The sequence below is a fragment of the Paenibacillus sp. OK076 genome, from assembly GCF_900110055.1.
In the GTDB taxonomy this organism is placed as follows: domain Bacteria; phylum Bacillota; class Bacilli; order Paenibacillales; family Paenibacillaceae; genus Paenibacillus.
Map to the genome: position 1 here is coordinate 3420590 of NZ_FOCH01000001.1, position 16904 is coordinate 3437493.

Here is a 16904-nt window from a genome sequence, read left to right on the forward strand (position 1 = left end):
TCTAAAGTCCTAAAAAGATGGCAAATTCCACCTTCTATATTCAGTCAAACTTACGTTTGATCATCTCACATACTTGAGCATAATTCCCTGCGAAATCTTCGGTATCCGTCATATCCACCCATTCGATGTCCTTCATATGACGGAACCAGGACAATTGCCGCTTGGCAAAACGACGCGTATCCCTTTTCAGCCACTCCACCGCAGCATCCCAGCTTACTTCACCCTGAAGATAAGCCGCAATTTCCTTATAACCGAGCCCCTGCATGGAGATATGCCCTCTCGCTACGCCGCGCTCCAGTAAGGACTTGACCTCATCTACCAGACCCTGCTCGATCATAAGATCAATTCGCTCTTCCACGCGGGCATACAGCTTCTGACGATCCATGGTCAAACCCACAATAAGCAGGTCATATGGAGACTCTTTTTTCTGGGAAGCCAGCTGCTCGGACAACTTCTCACCAGTAAGGTGATAGATCTCCAGTGCACGAACAATTCGGCGCTGGTCATTCGGATGCAGTCGTTCTGCACTAACCGGATCAATGACCCTCAGCTTATCATGTAACGCCTGCGGGCCATGTTGCTCTGCATAACGAAACTGTTCATCCCGGAACGCTTCATCCGAGCCGCTGTCCGAGAATTGAAAGCCATAACATACCGATTCCACATACAGACCCGTACCACCAACAATAAAAGGCAACTTGCCGCGCTCATGGATTTCCCCAATCAGACGTGTACAGCTTTCCTGAAATTCCGCCACGGAATAGGGGTATTCCGGTTCATGGATGTCGATGAGGTGATGAGGCACACCCTTCATTTCATCGCGAGTAATTTTGGCTGTCCCGATATCCATTTCGCGATATACTTGCATGGAATCCCCCGAAATAATCTCGCAATTGAACGCCTGTGCAAGCTCAATACTCATTCTCGTTTTGCCTACTGCTGTTGGTCCGACCAGCACAAGCAGCTTCGGTTTAACTTCCGCTTTCAACATTAATCACTCCGTACAGTGTTTTTGCATTGCCCCGGTCGTGCACTTCAAAACCGAGTCTCGTAAACTCCGCGCTGCCGCGCTTCTCTTTCATCACTACCCGCTTGCGGGCAACTCGTTTCGCTTCAATAATACTCTGTTCATCCAGTGCACTTGGATTTGCATAATCTCGCAAAGGCTGTATGGCGCTTGAATCAAGCATTGGTTCACGAAACATCGGATCGAAATATACCGTGTCACAGCTTCGGTCTGGCAAGGAACGCAGCAAATCGAGATGATTCGCATGCCGCAGCTCAATACGCCGGAAAGCTTCGTTTACCGCAGGCTTAATGCTCTCGTATTGAGACATGCCTTCTACCAATAAGGTGTACAGTGGGAGTGAGCTTTCACAGGCGATGACCCGACCGCTTTTGCCTACAGCAACCGAGAATACCAGTGCATCGGTGCCCAATCCTGCTGTACAATCGATAACGGTATCCCCTTCCAGGATCGCCCCTGCGTCCAGCATCGGATCAGCTTCTCCATTTAACACACGTTTGGCCCGAACAAATCCCATACTGGGGTGAAACTCAAGCAGCGGTGAATCCGGACGAAATAAACGAACTTTGCCCTGAAGCACAACTACAATTTCATCTATCCCATAATGTGCAGTCAGTGCAGGTAAAGACATTTTTTTGCGCGGTACATAGGTCCCTCCTGTTGTTTCCGCCAGGTTTCGTGCACGTTCCACAAGGTGGCCTGCTTCCTTTTCACCGGTTGTAATATACATAACTTCCTCCTAAATAGCTACATGACCCGTTTGAACAATTTCTCCAGATCATAGGTTGAAAATGACACCACAATCGGTCTCCCATGTGGACAAGTATACGGTTGACGGCAGGAACCCAGGCGTTGAATCAACACTTCCGCCTCCTGATCCGTCAATTTCTGATTGGCTTTAATAGAAGCCTTGCAAGAGCACATAATAGACGCCGCTTCTCGCATCTTGGCAACATCAATACTACGTTCACTCAGCACCCATTCTGACATCTCTTCAATAATGTCTTTCTCGTCCCCCTTGGGGAACCAGAACGGATGGGAACGGACCCGGAAAGTTTGCCCACCGAAATGTTCCAAGTACACACCCGCCTGCTCGAACCAAGCCAGTCTTGTTTTGAGCTTTTCGGTCTCGGATGGTGTGAACTCCAGTGTAATGGGCAGCAGCAGCTCCTGCGAAGCCTGAGCCGGATTGCCAAACTGCTCGTAGTAATACTCATAATTCACCCGTTCATGAGCCGCATGCTGATCAATCAGATATAGACCATCTTGATTTTGTGCAATCAAGTACGTCCCGTGATGCTGCCCAATCAGGCTTAGTTCGGGAAACGCAGGCATAGAAGCATCCGACTTAACGGCGGATGCCAACCTTGCCGAATCCGGTAAATTTGGAGCCTTCCAGCTTCGCTCTCCTTTTGCAGCCACCGCAGATGGATTATACGATGAACGTCCTTCTCTGACCGGAGAATTCACCGAATTGGAACGATACGTAGAAGCCTGAGCGTGTGAAGTCGATATCCCCTTATCCTCAGTTGAAGGTATGGCATCTTGCGCAGCACGATCTGTAGCAGCACCGGTATTTCCACCCACAGCAGAAGCTGGATCACTATGGGAATTTTCGTCAGGACTATAATTTTGCTTCAGAACATCATTAGAGCCTGGGTCCCCGCTTAACATCCCAAATGGATCATAGGCTGGTGGTATCTCGGGTGGAGCTTCAGGCAAAGGCAGCATCTGGCCCTCACCTTTTCCATCAGAAAGTGATTGCACATCAGCCGGAGCATCCAGATCATCGTCCTCTGAAGTCGTTTTATCGAGGCCAGCAGTTATCCCTAATGGACCCTGTTGCCCATACCCCGCGGATTCTGTTTCGTCCTTTAGAGGACCTCTGGGGAACAGAAATTGTTCCTGGATAAAGGAACTGTTATCTCCACGTCTGATTTGCTGCTTGGTTACCTGTGGAATGAGCACTTCCTTCCGCAAGATTCCACGCAGTGTCGTTTCCACAAACTCGTACAGCTCCGCTTCCTTGCTGAAACGAACCTCCAGCTTCGCCGGATGCACGTTCACATCAACCAGGGACGGATGCATTTCCAATTGCACCACGACAAGCGGGAACCGATTAATGGGCAGCAGCGTATGATACGCCTTCAAAATAGCCTGGTTGAGCCCATAATTTCGAATAAATCGTCCATTTACAATGGTCGACATGCCGCCACGATTCGCACGAGTCCATTCCGGCAAACTGATCAGCCCACTCACATGATAGTCCAGACTCTCTCCCTGAATGGGGAGCATCGCTTTGGCGGCACTTGTACCGTAGATTGCCGCAACCACTTGCAGCAGATCCCCATTGCCCAGCGTCTGAAGCAGCGTATTTTCATTATGTCGCAGCGTGAACGAGATATTCGGATGAGACATCGCCATGCGATAGAGAACATCCGAGATATGCCCCAACTCAGTCTGGATCGTTTTCATATATTTAAGCCTAGCTGGCGTATTGAAAAATAGTTCTTTTACCTCAAAGTCCGTGCCTTGGGGTGAGGTTTCATCCTCATGTGAGAGAAGTTTACCGCCCTCAATCACGATTCGGCGCCCTCGCCCGTCATTCCCGCTGGCCGATAACACTTCCACCTTGGAGACAGCGGCAATACTCGCCAAGGCCTCTCCCCTGAATCCAAGACTTGTGATCTGGAACAGATCGCGGCCATGAGCTATTTTACTGGTTGCATGACGATAGAAGGCCTTTTCCATATCCTCCGGTTCGATACCGGAACCATTGTCTTTGACCCGAATACGGAGCAGTCCGCCCTCTTCCACCGTAACATCAATTTTGGAGGCGCCTGCATCCACCGAGTTTTCGAGCAGCTCCTTAACGACTGAAGCTGGCCGTTCGACCACCTCACCTGCCGCAATCTGGTTGGCAATATGTTCATCAAGCACATGAATTTTCGCCACAGGATTTCCCCTCCCCTATACTCAGGATAATTGCTGTGCCTTTAATTTGAGATCATTCAGTATTTGCATCGCCTGAAGTGGCGTCATGTTCATTACATCAATATCCTTCATATTACGAATAAACTCCCGGGCAGGCTTGTCAAGGGCAACAACCTCCGTTTTCGGAGTTACACTTGGCTCTTCATCCCCAAAGATGGACAGTTGAACCACATCAGCATGTTTGGAGACTGACTGCTGCTTCCCAATTTGTTTTTTGTCCTGTTGTTTCTGTTCTGGAGCTTCAGTTGCAACAGCCAATTCAACAGTTTCCGCAGACTCACCTTCACGGATTAATGAGGAATGATCTGTCGGCTGGAACTCCACGCGCTGATCATGGTCATCACGTTGCTGCTTGTCCTTCCCGGCAAATTCACTTCCAACCGCAACCTGAGCGGCCGCATGTTCGAAACCGTGTAACAAGCCATTCGCCCGCTCAATGATGCTGTCCGGCAGACCTGCAAGCCGTGCGCAATAGATTCCGTAGCTGCTGCTGGCAGCCCCGGCGATCAATTTACGCAGGAAATTAACCTTGTCCCCACTCTCCTGAACGGCCATGGAGTAATTCGCCAGCTTGTCCAAACTCTCTTCCAGATGAGCAAGCTCATGGAAATGGGTTGATACAAGCGCTTTGCACCCAATGATATCATGCACATATTCGATGACAGACTGGGCAATCGCCATTCCCTCACTGGTAGACGTTCCCCGACCCAATTCATCAATAATAATCAGACTGCGTGGTGTTGCTTTGTCCGTCATGACCTGAATGTCGGCCATCTCCACCATAAACGTACTTTGTCCGCCGATGAGATCGTCTGCCGCACCAATCCGTGTAAAAATACGATCCATAATCGGCACTTCAGCTTGCCCAGCTGGCACGAAACAGCCGATCTGCGCCAGAATCGAAATCAGCGCCACCTGCCGCATATACGTACTTTTCCCCGCCATATTCGGACCGGTAATCAGCAGAATGCGCGCCTCTTCCTTCTGCATCGCAGTATTGTTGGCAATGAAAGCTCCATCTCGCATCACTGCTTCAACCACCGGATGGCGCCCCTGCTCCACGACCAGATCGTAACCATCGGTCAATGTAGGCCGTACGAAATTGCGTTCTGCACTGATGACGGCAAAGGATTGATACACATCAATCTCCGCGACCAGCTCAGCCAGCTTCTGCAGCCTGGCGATCTCCTGATTGAGCCGTTCCCGTAATTCCGCGAACAAGCCGTACTCAATATCGACCATCTTGTCCTGAGCTTCCAGAATCAGCGTCTCTTTTTCTTTCAGTTCCGGTGTAATATAACGCTCAGCATTCGCAAGCGTTTGTTTCCGTTCGTAACGGCCTTCTGGCAGAGAAGCCAGGTTCGACTTGGTAATTTCAATATAGTACCCAAATACTTTGTTGTAACCGATTTTCAGCGAGCGAATGCCAGTCGCTTCACGCTCTCTGGCTTCCAGTTCAGCAATCCACTGCTTACCATTCACCGAGGCTTCCCGGAGCTCATCCAGCCGCTCGTGGTAGCCTTCACGAATTAAGCCGCCATCACGCACAGATACAGGCGGTTCATCAACGATAGCCTGACCGATTGCATCTCGCAGATCACTGCAATCATCCATAATGCCAGCAATGTGCTGCAGCGTCTTGGAAGGCGAATCTGCACAATATTGACGTAGCCCTGGAATTTTGTCCAGTGACATCTTCAGTGCATTCAGATCCCGACCGTTGGCGTTACCGAAGGCAATCCGCCCCACCAGGCGTTCCAGATCGTAGATGTCTTTGAGTTCTGCACGCAGATCTTCCCGCAATATAAACTGGTTATACAGCGTATCTACCGCTTCCAGACGTTCATTAATTTTGCCTTTTTGCAGCAAGGGTTTATCCACCCAACGGCGCAGCATCCGGGCACCCATGGACGTCTCTGTGCGATCCAGGAGCCAGAGCAGTGAACCTTTTTTCGAACGTTCACGTACGGTTTCCACCAGTTCCAGGTTACGCCGAGTGAAGGGGTCCAGAATCATAAAGTGATCCGGCTCATACGTTGAAACCTGTGTCAATTGTCCAAGTGAACGTTTCTGTGTCTCACTTAAATAGGAGAACAGCCGCGCTATACAGGCTTGACGTTCAGGCTCCAAACGTGCCCATACCGCTTCGCCGAATTGCTGACGCACCAAATCTTCCTTACTCTTCGTCCATGGTGTGTATACTACAGGCCGACCAATTGGAGATGACTGGACAGCCACCGTATCCAGCAACGCAGCATCACCCACCAGCTCCGAAGGTTCGTAGATCCCGATCTCATCCTTAAGCCACTCTTGCGAGTATGGAACAGAGGTGACGTAGAGCTCCCCTGTGGACAAGTCACAGGCAGCCAGTGCAATGGTGTTCTGGTTCCCTGTCAGGCAAACCATATAGTTATTGGACTTATCCCCCAAGGTCTTGCCTTCCATTACCGTTCCGGGTGTTATAACTCGTACAATTTCTCGCCGTACCATGCCTTTGGTTACTGTCGGATCTTCCATCTGCTCGCAGATGGCTACTTTGTATCCTTTTTCAATCAAGCGCTGTATGTAATTGTCAGCCGAATGATAAGGCACACCGCACATCGGGATTTTGTCTTCTCCCCCACCTGCGCGTGCTGTTAATGTAATTTCTAGCTCACGAGAAGCATTAACTGCATCTTCAAAGAACATTTCATAGAAATCACCTAATCTAAAAAAAAGAAAAGCGTCCTGCGCTTCGGCCTTCACTTGCAAATATTGTTGAATCATTGGCGTATACTGAGCCATGAGTATCCTCCATCCGTTCCAATGTTGTCAGGAAGAGAAAGCAGTCCCGGAAGGAGCAATAAGGCGGTCAGGCAACTTATTCGTGCCACCGCCTCATGTTTCGGCATCTGCCGCTTCCCTCACAGGTTGCTGTTCCATTTCTTCCGTAACGATGATCAAAATCAACTTATTTCTCATTATACCAAAAAAGTGCCCACTCTTCATGAACCTGCTCGAATATTCCAGAGTTTGCGTATATCCCGACTCTCATCCCACGTCCTGCCCAGTCTTAGCTGGCTAATTAATGGAGCGGCGTAGCGTTCATAGCGGTTATAACCATCCATTTGCGTCAGATCATCCAGTAATGCCGGAATATGCGCCTGCATTACTTCACGGTTTCCTTCATAAAAGGCAGTATGAATTGCAGCCTTCGACAAAGGTCGTTGACTCAGCTGATGGTAGCCTCTCGCGATAAGACCAGCCAGAGCAACAACACCTTTGGCAACCAGAGGAGATACCAGAAAACTAGGTAACGTGCGGTATTCGAATCCACCGTAAGATTTCAGTCGAAAATCACCCAATACCCCATAACGTGGACGCCTGCCCGAACCTCGTGGGTCCTGAAGAACGGCAAGCGGCAGCGCCAGATAATTGTCAAGTGCACGCAGCAGCTCCCCGTTTAGTGTAACGCCACTGAAATGAATATGTCCGCCGAGTGGCAAGCCGCGCTGGGGCATTCCCCCTGCCTGCCAGATTAGCGAGTGATCACTAATACTGCGCGATGCGGCCGCAAAAGCTCTCATCAGATGAGCCAACAATTCACGCGGCTCGGAGCTGGGGGCAGGTCGCAGTTCGGCTACAGGATATATTCGTCGTCCATTGATCGTTACGGAGTCACAGCCAGCTACACCTGTTCGTTCGAGAAATCTGGAGGCGGGCACGATTTTGGATTCTGGCATCTGCACAAGCAGGAATTCGGGGTCCATTCCAAGGATGGGTGCTGCATTACGAATCCGCTCTTCATCCAGTTCGGACTGAAGCTGTTCCCAGCCTGCACGGTACATGGCAGAGAGATCCGTCATGCCCTTCCATGGCCTTGGGTCAATCGAGATGACAGCACAACCGCTCTTTCCTGACGCTTCCAGTCTTACAGCGCCGTGATCCAGTCCAACCGTATACAATGTTTTGATGGCAAGCCGTTCAATGCGTTTGAATAACGTTGATGCCGCTTCACGATCCAGCACACGTTCTTGCGCTCCCCCCATGCCACTGGTGTCCCTACGTTTGATGCGAATCGCTTGCAGACAACATATCTCCACATCGTAACGTACACGCAGACCCAACTCCCGGTCACGCCTGCCCTGCGATGCCAGTACTTCAATTCCGGATCGTTTCAGTCGATCTGCCCGTTCACGAGGGAGCATGCGTTCATATCGGCGCACCGCCTCCTCGGCCTCATCGATCACATTCATCCTGTCCCTCCTCCCAATTGTCGCCCAAAATGAAAAAAGAGGGCTTACGCCCTCTTCACTGCCGCTCGCGGCGCATATAATACCTTAAGTTTATGAATCCGGATCGCTGAGCTTACAGCTCATCGTCAAGCAGGTCGGGATCGAGATCATCATAATCTCCATCACCACTGCCGTAGTCATAATCCTTGTCTTCGTAATCTCCACAGCCATCCGTGCACACTTTCACACAAACTTTGGTCTCGGCGACCAGTTCAACAGCGAATTCCCGTTCCACCCGGATAATTACGCTGCCTCCACCTGCCGACACCGTGGCTTCCACACAGCTTGGTTCCTGCGTTGCATCCGCAGATACCTCCACAGTGGCGGCCCGGTGTTTCGGGTCCAGATAGGACAAAGGCACATGTTCTACATACGACACCGTTTCTTTGGCTACATCCGTCTGTGAATTTTTGTCATAGGAATACCAAATGTTGATATCGTAAGTACCAATAACTTCAATTCCGTCCCCCGCTGATACGGCTTCATATTGGTGGTTGATAATCCAAGCCCCCAAAATACTGGTCGGACCATGTGGCGGAGTCACGGTATGTGTTACGGTAGAGAACTTACGACCTTTGCCGCAGATCGCCTTCGTGATGATCTCTCTACATTGATGTTTATGACTCAATGACATCTTTAAACCTCCTCCATACAATCATTCTTTACAAGTGTATGCAGGGCATCCGTCTAGGGTGACAACTATTTTCTATTATTCATTTGTAGATTGGGACCGGTCCGATACCGGAGACGGTGCTTTGTCCTTCTTGGCTATTTTCAGATACAGCGCGAGTTCCCGGCACAGCTGGAGAATCGCGGAACGAATCTCGAATTCTTCCCTTGTATCCGGCAATTCCATTTGCTTGAATTCTTCTTGCACATCTGCGAGAAGTTTTTCTGTACGTCCAGTGTAAGATTCAGTGAGCACATCCTGACTGAGCTGGTCGAACAGCTCCGATACCATTTCGGCGTGCGGCATCTTCTGATAGATCTGGGATACCAGATGCATCATATGCTGGATGGAATCCAATTGCGTTTTGCGCATATAAAAGTAAACACTCCATCCCTCATTCGGGTGGATGACCTGATTCTCCAATGAACGTTTGGCCGCTTCAATGCCGCCCAGTACAGCCTTGTCGGCTTCAATAAGCTCTTTTCCTGCCCATACTTCGTTTGGATTGCGCAGCGTGGCTGCAAACTCCTTGAAGATAACCGAGAATAATTCATCAATTCTTTTGCGAATACGCAGCATCTGCGGGTCCGCAGCCGGCATATAGGCCAGATTGACAACCATCGCGGAACCGAGACCAATCAACAGCAGCCCAATTTGGATCAAAACCACCTGTACGTCCATTTCACCGCCGCTAAATACCCGGAACACCACGACAGAACCCGTCACAATGCCTTCCTTGAATCCGGCCCGAACGATAACCGGGAATGCAATCAGTATGTAGACCGCCAGCACCCAATAATGGAAGCCAAGAAAGTGAAAAAGTACACTTGCAAATAAAAGCCCCACTACGGAAGCGAAAAATCTCGCAGATATGGTGCGAATACTTCTTTTTCGTGTCACATCAACGCCGAGTATGGCTAACAAGCCCGCCGATGTTGGTCCGGGCAAGCCGCACCAGTCCGCAATCAGCACGGCCATCAGCGCGGCTATTGCGGTTTTAATTACCCTAAAACCCATCTAACTCCCTCTCCTCTAAGCTGCAAAAATGTCAAAGCCAGCGAGCAATACCTATCCAGGTGAGCGCTTGTCCAATGCCTGACAGCGTGTATCGTCATATCTCATATCCTTAGTATTACACATCCTGCCAAAAACCATTTCTTATCTAATCAAAAGAATCATTTCGAAACAACCGCATATCGCAATTCGCTTCTACACTCATAAACGACATCAACCGACACGCATATGCATGTCGGTCTCAATAACGCGCCCCGGATGAGGGACGCTGGCAATTTGTTTGATGCGACAGAAGCCTCTGGGCCCTCTTCTCCAATCGTCGCATTCATTCCGGACTGCGCGGAATATTCGTATTAGTATGGTACTTGATTTTACGGGTTCCGGCAACGTGACACCTCTTGTGAAATTGTATACATATCATGAAGCGTTCTATTTTGCACACACATGCTGTGCAGAATTACCTGCGTCCTGCCAGCAGCTTGCGTTCTACATATACAACGAGTTGGTACATCGCTGTGGCTACAGCCGCAATAATCAACAAGCTCGATAAAACAAGGGTAAAGTTGAACACTTGAAATCCATAGATGATCAGATAGCCCAATCCCTGCTTGGCGACCAGAAATTCACCCACAATCACACCGACCCAGGCCATGCCCACGTTTACTTTTAAGGTAGAGACAATGGCAGGAAACGAAGCGGGCAATACAACTTTGCTGAAAATCTCGGAGCGATCGCCACCAAACGTACGGATAACCTTAATATAGTTCTGATCTACTTCATTAAAGCTGTTATACACGACAAGTGTAGTAATAATGACTGTAATGGATAACGTCGTCATGACAATGGCCGTAAATCCTGCACCAAACATAACGATAAAGATTGGACCCAGCGCTACTTTGGGCATGCTGTTGAACACAACCATATAGGGATCAAGCACTTTGGACAAAAAAGGAGACCACCAGATCAGAACCGCAAGCAGTGTTCCGACGAGTGTCCCCAGCAAAAAGCCGACTGCCGTTTCCCCAACGGTTACCCCAACATGCGCCCATAGTTCTCCACTGACGATGTCCTTCCAGATCTGATTGAAAATTTTGCTCGGATAACTGAACAAAAGCACATCAATCCAGCGCAACCTTCCCGCCAGTTCCCACAGCAAAAACATAAACACCAGCATGGACAGCTGCACCGCCAGCACTTTATGTCGCCATCTGGCAACCTGTTGAATATGACTTTGGTGCAGCTGTCTCATCCAATCATCACGCATCTCCTGCTTCTGGTTCGTCTGATTCACCCGTTCTTCTCACCTCCTCCGGACTGATCCAGTTCACTCCATAACGCCTGGAACAGCTCATTGAACCCTGGCTGCTCCCTCGCGTGAAAAGGCTGTGCGTTCCGCAGATCTTCGGGAATGATAAACTGCTTCCGAATGCGCCCCGGATTGCGATCAAGCACGATGACGCGGTCACTGACGGCAATAGCTTCCGACAGATCATGGGTAACAAGCACCGAGGTTTTGCCGGATTTCTTCAATGTGTCCGAGACCAGATCCTCCAGCTGCAGCTTGGTTTGATAATCGAGTGCGGAAAAGGGTTCATCCAGCAACAGTATTCCCGGGTCCGTAGCCAGTGTACGTACCAAAGCCACCCGTTGCCTCATGCCCCCGGATAACTCGGAAGGATACTGGGCTTCGGTGCCAGCCAGACCCATACCTGCCAGCAGCTCACGTGTGCGCTCACGACTCTGTTCATTGAGCGTACCTGTCAGTTCAAGTCCGATCAGGGCATTATCCAAAATGGTGCGCCATGGAAACAGATAATCCTGTTGCAGCATATAGCCGATCTGGGCAGACGGACCTTCGATGCGTTTCCCTTTAACCTTGACCTCGCCTGCGGTCGGTGTGAGCAGCCCGGCGATGATCGACAGCAATGTCGTTTTACCACATCCGCTTGGGCCGACAAGACTAACGAACTCTCCTTGCTCGACCTGAAGATTCAAATTTTCGATAACCAGTGATGCTTCACGCTCGCTGACATAAACTTGCGAAATTCCTTCCAGTCTGATCACCGTTTCGGATTCAGGCATACATGCTCACGTCCTTTCCTGAATACCTGGTTACTTCGCTGATGCTGCTTGTTCTGCATAGGAATTATCCACAATCGATTGAGAATCCACACGCTGTTTCAATTCTCCCGCAGCACTCATGACGTCCAGCAAGTTATTCCATTCGTCTTCATCAATGATTGGATCGGTTGCATAGGTGCCCTGTTCCTTGTAACGGTTCACACTGCTTACCAGAATGGCTGGATCGATATCTTTGAAATAAGGTTTGATGACTTCAGCAATCTCTTCAGCGGTGTGGGAATCCACCCATGCTTGTGCTTTGTGCAAGCCGTTAGTGAACTTCTGTACAATGTCTTTGTTGTCGTTGATATAACTTTGTTTGGTCATGAAGACCGTATAAGGCAGATGACCACTTTCCGTTCCAAACGAGGCTACAACCTTGCCGCGGCCCTCTTTCTCAAAAATGGACGCCTGAGGTTCAAACAGCTGTACATAATCCCCCGTACCTGAAGCAAATGCAGAAGCGATGTTGGCAAAATCCACATTTTGAATCAGTTCCAGATCTTTCTGCGGATCAATGCCATGTTTTTTCAGCGTGAATTCGCCTGCCATTTGAGGCATACCGCCTTTTCTTTGTCCAAGGAATGTACTCTGTTTCAATTGATCCCAATTGAAGTCGCCTTCGGGATTGCGGGCAAACAGGAACGTTCCGTCCGTCTGTGTAAGTTGGGCAAAGTTAATGACCGGATCTTCTGCGCCTTGTTGATAGACATAAATAGACGTCTCTGCTCCGACCAGTGCGATATCTACTGAGCCTGCAAGCAATGCAGCCATCGTTTTGTCTCCGCCAGCCGTCGTCTGAATGTCCACTTCAAGCCCCTGTTCCTTAAAAAAACCTTGGGCCACGGCCACATACTCAGGCGCGTAAAACACAGAACGTGTGACTTCACCAATCGTAATTTTGGTTTCATCCTTATCTCTATTGCAGCTGGTGAGAGCTACGATGATAATGAGCAAAATGACGATGGCCCGGATGAACCAGGGCGTGTATTTCATGATATTTCCCTCCTTCACTGGTTTCAGCTGTTCTCTCTACTATGGATATGCTGATGCCCAGCAAAAGGTTAAGAACTTGCATGCAAAAGAAGAGCCGGGCAAAGACGCCCCGCTCTTCAAGAGTTAGATGATGATGTTATAGCTGTACTACAGCTTGTAAATCTCGGTATATTTCGCTTCCAGATAATCGGCCAAATAGTCCGGGTTCAACTCTTCACCCGTTACGGCCACAATCAGTTCGGAAGGAGTGCGGCTTTTGCCATAACGATAAATTTTGTCAGTCAACCATTCCTTGATTGGAATCAGGTTACCTTCAGCAATATGGGCATCGAACTCCGGCATTTCTTTGCGCAGTGTATGTAGAATCTGTGCAGCATACATGTTGCCGAGCGAGTAAGAAGCAAAGTAACCAAAGTCACCACCCGACCAGTGCACATCCTGAAGCACACCCAGACCATCATTCGGCGGCACAACGCCAAGATATTCCTTGTATTTTGCATTCCAGGTCTCCGGCAGGTCCTTAACTTCCAGGCCTTCGTTAAACAGCATTTTCTCAATTTCATAACGAATGATGATGTGCAGATTGTACGTCAGCTCATCTGCCTCAATCCGGATCAGAGAGCTTTCAACCCGGTTAATTGCCCGATAAAAATCTTCTAACTCAACCTCGTTTAATTGAGGGAAGTGCTGTTGCAGATCTTTATAATAGCGCGTCCAGAATGGAAGACTGCGGCCAATCATATTTTCCCAAAGACGCGACTGGGATTCGTGGATTCCCATGGACGTTCCTTCGGCAAGAAGAGTACCAGCCAGGCTGTCGTCAATATTTTGCTCATACAGGGCGTGTCCGCCTTCGTGTAGTGAACTGAAGACCGCACTCGTCACATCATCCTGCAAATAGTTTGTCGTGATCCGCACATCTCCTGGATTCAGGCCCGTTGCGAACGGGTGAACACTCTCATCGAGTCTGCCGGCTTCAAAATCGTAACCCATTTGTCCCAGAATAAACAAACTGAATTTCTCCTGTTGATCCTTGTCAAACAGCTGGTTCAAGAACTCTGTCTCCGGTTTGTTGGCCGACGCGTTGATCTTCTCTTGCAGAGGCACCAAGCGGGCTTTGAGACGGGCAAATACCGCATCCACCTTTTCTACCGTCAGTTCTGGCTCATACATGTCAAGAAGGGTATCATAACGAGTATCTTTCACACCCCAGTAGTCAATGAACTCTTGTTTGAGCTTCACAATATCGGTAAGGTAGGGCGAGAAACCTGCAAAATCGCTATTATGCTTGGCATCTTCCCAAGCCGTTTCCGATTTGGCGGTAAGTACGGTATACGCTTGTACTTTTTCCGGTGGTACGGACTGACTGCGATTATATTCTTTCTGGCAATCTTCCACCTGACGGCGATCGATATCTTCCAGCTGTTCCAGCACCGCTGGACTTGTTAATGTATCCAGGTAGGATTTCATGTCAGCTGAGGTTTGCAGTTTGAATGCTTCGGTCGACAGCATGCCAAGTGTTTCCGAACGTGTCGGGACACCTTTTTTGGGCGCACCTGTGCGCAGATCCCAGTGAAGCAAACCAATGGCTTCATGATAACTCTTAATTTTGCGAGCCAGATTACGGAAGGATTCCAGCTGTTGCTGTGTTTGTTGTTCCATGGTTAACGTCCACCTCTTCAAAAAATGTTGGTTTCCCTATTGATGATACTTTTTGCATTGCGTATAATCAACTTTTAACAGATACAAATTGCATTATTCCTCCAAACCGAGGAATAATGCAATTTGTTGACCGTGGTATAATAAAAAACCAAAGGGCGTAGGACAAGCTGCATTTAATGCAAGTGGCCGTGCTCATCGTATTGGATAACAGGAGGCAATGGACATGAACAACATTCAAGAGATTCTGGCTTACAACAAATCATTTGTCGAGACTAAAGAATACGAAAAGTATACGGCTGGCAAATTCCCAACCAAAAAGATGGTCATCATCACTTGTATGGATACCCGTCTGGTGGAAATGCTGCCCAAGGCCATGAACCTGAAAAATGGCGATGTGAAAATCATCAAAAACGCTGGCGCAATCATCTCTCAACCTTTCGGGTCTGTTATGCGTAGTGTTCTCGTTGCCATCTATGAGCTTGGTGCCGATGAAGTACTGGTTGTTGGACATACGGAATGCGGTATGGCTTCCCTGCATGCAGAGACTATGATTGGACATATGGTTGAACGGGGTGTATCCGAGGAAGTCATGAGCACACTGGAGAACTCGGGCATACGTTTACAAAAGTGGCTACGCGGGTTTGACAGCGTTGAAGAGGGGGTAAAACATACTGTGGAAGTGATTAAGAAACATCCATTGCTTCCACCTACTGTACCCGTTCACGGCATGGTCATCGACTCCTACACGGGTGAACTTGATCTTGTCGCAGATGGGTACGGGCAACAGACATCTCTCTAAATGGTTTTGGGTGCGGACCTCAGGGTCCGCACTCTTTTTTTGTCTAAATTGAGGCAGTTGTTCTGTCAGGTTGTCAAACCATACAGTTTCAGTGTACACTTTTATGAAAGCGGTCAATGAGAACAATTTGCATTGTTTTCGCTGGCCCAGCCCTAATATTAAGGAGACATGTGCATGAACATACTTTCCTACGGATTGCTCGGGCTTCTTACCCGCGAGGAGTCATCAGGTTATGATCTAATGCTGAAGATCCAGCCGCATTGGCAGGCTAAACACAGTCAGATCTATCCCCTCCTCTCCAAAATGGAAAACGATGAGCTTTTAGCCTCCCGCTGGGTACAACAGTCTGACAAACCAGACAAGAAAATGTATGCAGTCACGGAGAAAGGTATTGAAAAACTGCTGGGATGGATGACCACTCCCGTTACCGCTCCAGTTACGCGCGACGAGTTCAATCTGCGCATTTTATGTGTAGGCATTGCGGAAGACGGAAGCATGAGACGCATTTTGAATGAGCGCAAAAACTGGTTCATGGAACGCATCCGTTATTTCGAAGATTTGAAGTCCCGAATCCCTCAGGATCATTTGCGAGTAGGCAGTCGGGAATTCGGAAGTTACATTCTGGTACAAAAAGGGTTGATGAACGCACAAACGGGTATCGAATGGTGTAACTGGGTAACCCAGCTACTGGATGGTCAAGCGGCAATTCAGGACCCTTGTCCAAGTATTTCAGAAAAATAAACAAAATTTGAAACGTTCCTGCAAGTTGACCGTATTACTTGAGTAAGGCCCATTTTTGGGGTAATCAAACAAATTTATCGGGGGGTTCGATCTTTACAATGAAGAAAAAATTCGGAATTAAACATCTCATGATGGTTTTCATGGCCTTTACATTGCTGTTTGCAACAGTCGGAGTCGCGAATCCGGATTCTGCTGACGCTAGACGTGGTGGCGGTTTCAAATCGGGAACCAAAAGTTATACCAACACACCTAAGAAATCCGATTCCAACAGTAATGTGAGTAAATCGAATACGAATAACAACTCCAGCAATGGAGCAGCTACAACGAACCGTGGCGGATTCTTCGGTGGTGGCGGTGGATTCATGAAAGGTATGATGCTGGGTGGTCTTGCTGGTATGATGTTCGGCGGATTGTTCGGTGGCATGGGCGCTCTGGGTAACATTCTTGGATTGCTCGTAAACGTAGCTGCAATCATGCTGATCGTAATGCTGGCAATGGCCCTGTTCAGAGCCATTACGAATCGCCGTAAACCAGCAGCAGATGGTCGTTATGACCGCCGTAATGATCGTGATGATGATGACCGTAACAGAAACGGACGGTACTAAT

The 16904-nt window shown here is 48.9% G+C and carries 14 protein-coding genes; 3 read left to right on the forward strand and 11 right to left on the reverse strand.

All coding sequences use genetic code 11. The annotated features are described in order from the left end of the window. Window positions 1-40 precede the first annotated feature (40 nt). From miaA to BMY78_RS15150, 11 genes are all read right to left on the reverse strand, one after another. On the reverse strand, window positions 41-988 hold the full coding sequence (miaA, locus tag BMY78_RS15100; protein WP_371129170.1) for a tRNA (adenosine(37)-N6)-dimethylallyltransferase MiaA: 948 nt from the start codon (window positions 986-988) through the stop codon (window positions 41-43). Then, a complete protein-coding gene (locus BMY78_RS15105; RefSeq protein ID WP_076289083.1) occupies window positions 972-1757 on the reverse strand; it encodes a class I SAM-dependent methyltransferase in 786 nt (261 codons plus the stop codon). Before BMY78_RS15105 ends, miaA begins: the two co-directional genes overlap by 17 nt. Window positions 1758-1774: 17 nt before the next feature. Then, window positions 1775-3982, reverse strand: a complete 2208-nt coding sequence (gene mutL / locus BMY78_RS15110; protein WP_090900114.1) for a DNA mismatch repair endonuclease MutL — start codon at window positions 3980-3982, stop codon at window positions 1775-1777. Window positions 3983-4003: 21 nt separating this feature from the next. Then, window positions 4004-6805 (reverse strand): DNA mismatch repair protein MutS, encoded by a 2802-nt coding sequence (gene mutS / locus BMY78_RS15115; protein WP_090900117.1) that lies wholly within the window; start codon window positions 6803-6805, stop codon window positions 4004-4006. Window positions 6806-7005: 200 nt separating this feature from the next. Next, window positions 7006-8256, reverse strand: a complete 1251-nt coding sequence (locus BMY78_RS15120) for a putative amidoligase domain-containing protein (RefSeq protein ID WP_256222144.1) — start codon at window positions 8254-8256, stop codon at window positions 7006-7008. 112 nt (window positions 8257-8368) lie between these two features. Continuing rightward, the gene (locus tag BMY78_RS15125) at window positions 8369-8929 is read right to left on the reverse strand and encodes an outer spore coat protein CotE (protein WP_076289080.1); all 561 of its coding nucleotides are present in this window, start codon (window positions 8927-8929) and stop codon (window positions 8369-8371) included. A gap of 75 nt (window positions 8930-9004) precedes the next feature. Next, a complete protein-coding gene (locus BMY78_RS15130) occupies window positions 9005-9982 on the reverse strand; it encodes an aromatic acid exporter family protein (protein WP_090900120.1) in 978 nt (325 codons plus the stop codon). Between the two features lie 454 nt (window positions 9983-10436). After that, window positions 10437-11228 carry an ABC transporter permease gene (locus BMY78_RS15135; protein ID WP_371121628.1) on the reverse strand — a complete coding sequence of 264 codons (792 nt, stop codon included), beginning with the start codon at window positions 11226-11228 and terminating at the stop codon, window positions 10437-10439. Window positions 11229-11266: 38 nt separating this feature from the next. Continuing rightward, window positions 11267-12061, reverse strand: coding sequence for an ABC transporter ATP-binding protein (locus BMY78_RS15140; protein ID WP_090900123.1), 795 nt, complete (start codon window positions 12059-12061; stop codon window positions 11267-11269). A 30-nt stretch (window positions 12062-12091) separates the two neighbouring features. Next, complete coding sequence (locus BMY78_RS15145) at window positions 12092-13096, reverse strand: ABC transporter substrate-binding protein (RefSeq protein WP_090900125.1); 1005 nt, start codon at window positions 13094-13096, stop codon at window positions 12092-12094. A 147-nt stretch (window positions 13097-13243) separates the two neighbouring features. After that, window positions 13244-14758 carry a carboxypeptidase M32 gene (locus tag BMY78_RS15150; protein WP_090900128.1) on the reverse strand — a complete coding sequence of 505 codons (1515 nt, stop codon included), beginning with the start codon at window positions 14756-14758 and terminating at the stop codon, window positions 13244-13246. A gap of 223 nt (window positions 14759-14981) precedes the next feature. On the opposite strand from BMY78_RS15150, the gene BMY78_RS15155 reads away from it, so the two are divergent. From BMY78_RS15155 to BMY78_RS15165, 3 genes are all read left to right on the forward strand, one after another. After that, entirely contained in the window at window positions 14982-15557 is a 576-nt protein-coding gene (locus BMY78_RS15155) for a beta-class carbonic anhydrase (protein WP_090900131.1), read from the forward strand. A 174-nt stretch (window positions 15558-15731) separates the two neighbouring features. Then, window positions 15732-16298 carry a PadR family transcriptional regulator gene (locus BMY78_RS15160; RefSeq protein WP_090900135.1) on the forward strand — a complete coding sequence of 189 codons (567 nt, stop codon included), beginning with the start codon at window positions 15732-15734 and terminating at the stop codon, window positions 16296-16298. A 98-nt stretch (window positions 16299-16396) separates the two neighbouring features. Beyond that, window positions 16397-16903, forward strand: coding sequence for a hypothetical protein (locus BMY78_RS15165; RefSeq protein ID WP_090900138.1), 507 nt, complete (start codon window positions 16397-16399; stop codon window positions 16901-16903). The last annotated feature ends 1 nt before the right edge of the window (window position 16904 follow it).

Excerpts from the sequence above, each read along its gene's own strand:
- BMY78_RS15105 (WP_076289083.1), bottom strand. The coding sequence starts at position 1,757 with ATGTATATTACAACCGGTGAAAAGGAAGCAGGCCACCTTGTGGAACGT.
- mutS (WP_090900117.1), bottom strand. The coding sequence starts at position 6,805 with ATGGCTCAGTATACGCCAATGATTCAACAATATTTGCAAGTGAAGGCC.
- BMY78_RS15120 (WP_256222144.1), bottom strand. The coding sequence starts at position 8,256 with ATGAATGTGATCGATGAGGCCGAGGAGGCGGTGCGCCGATATGAACGC.
- BMY78_RS15125 (WP_076289080.1), bottom strand. The coding sequence starts at position 8,929 with ATGTCATTGAGTCATAAACATCAATGTAGAGAGATCATCACGAAGGCG.
- BMY78_RS15130 (WP_090900120.1), bottom strand. The coding sequence starts at position 9,982 with ATGGGTTTTAGGGTAATTAAAACCGCAATAGCCGCGCTGATGGCCGTG.
- BMY78_RS15135 (WP_371121628.1), bottom strand. The coding sequence starts at position 11,228 with ATGAGACAGCTGCACCAAAGTCATATTCAACAGGTTGCCAGATGGCGA.
- BMY78_RS15140 (WP_090900123.1), bottom strand. The coding sequence starts at position 12,061 with ATGCCTGAATCCGAAACGGTGATCAGACTGGAAGGAATTTCGCAAGTT.
- BMY78_RS15145 (WP_090900125.1), bottom strand. The coding sequence starts at position 13,096 with ATGAAATACACGCCCTGGTTCATCCGGGCCATCGTCATTTTGCTCATT.
- BMY78_RS15150 (WP_090900128.1), bottom strand. The coding sequence starts at position 14,758 with ATGGAACAACAAACACAGCAACAGCTGGAATCCTTCCGTAATCTGGCT.
- BMY78_RS15155 (WP_090900131.1), top strand. The coding sequence starts at position 14,982 with ATGAACAACATTCAAGAGATTCTGGCTTACAACAAATCATTTGTCGAG.
- BMY78_RS15160 (WP_090900135.1), top strand. The coding sequence starts at position 15,732 with ATGAACATACTTTCCTACGGATTGCTCGGGCTTCTTACCCGCGAGGAG.
- BMY78_RS15165 (WP_090900138.1), top strand. The coding sequence starts at position 16,397 with ATGAAGAAAAAATTCGGAATTAAACATCTCATGATGGTTTTCATGGCC.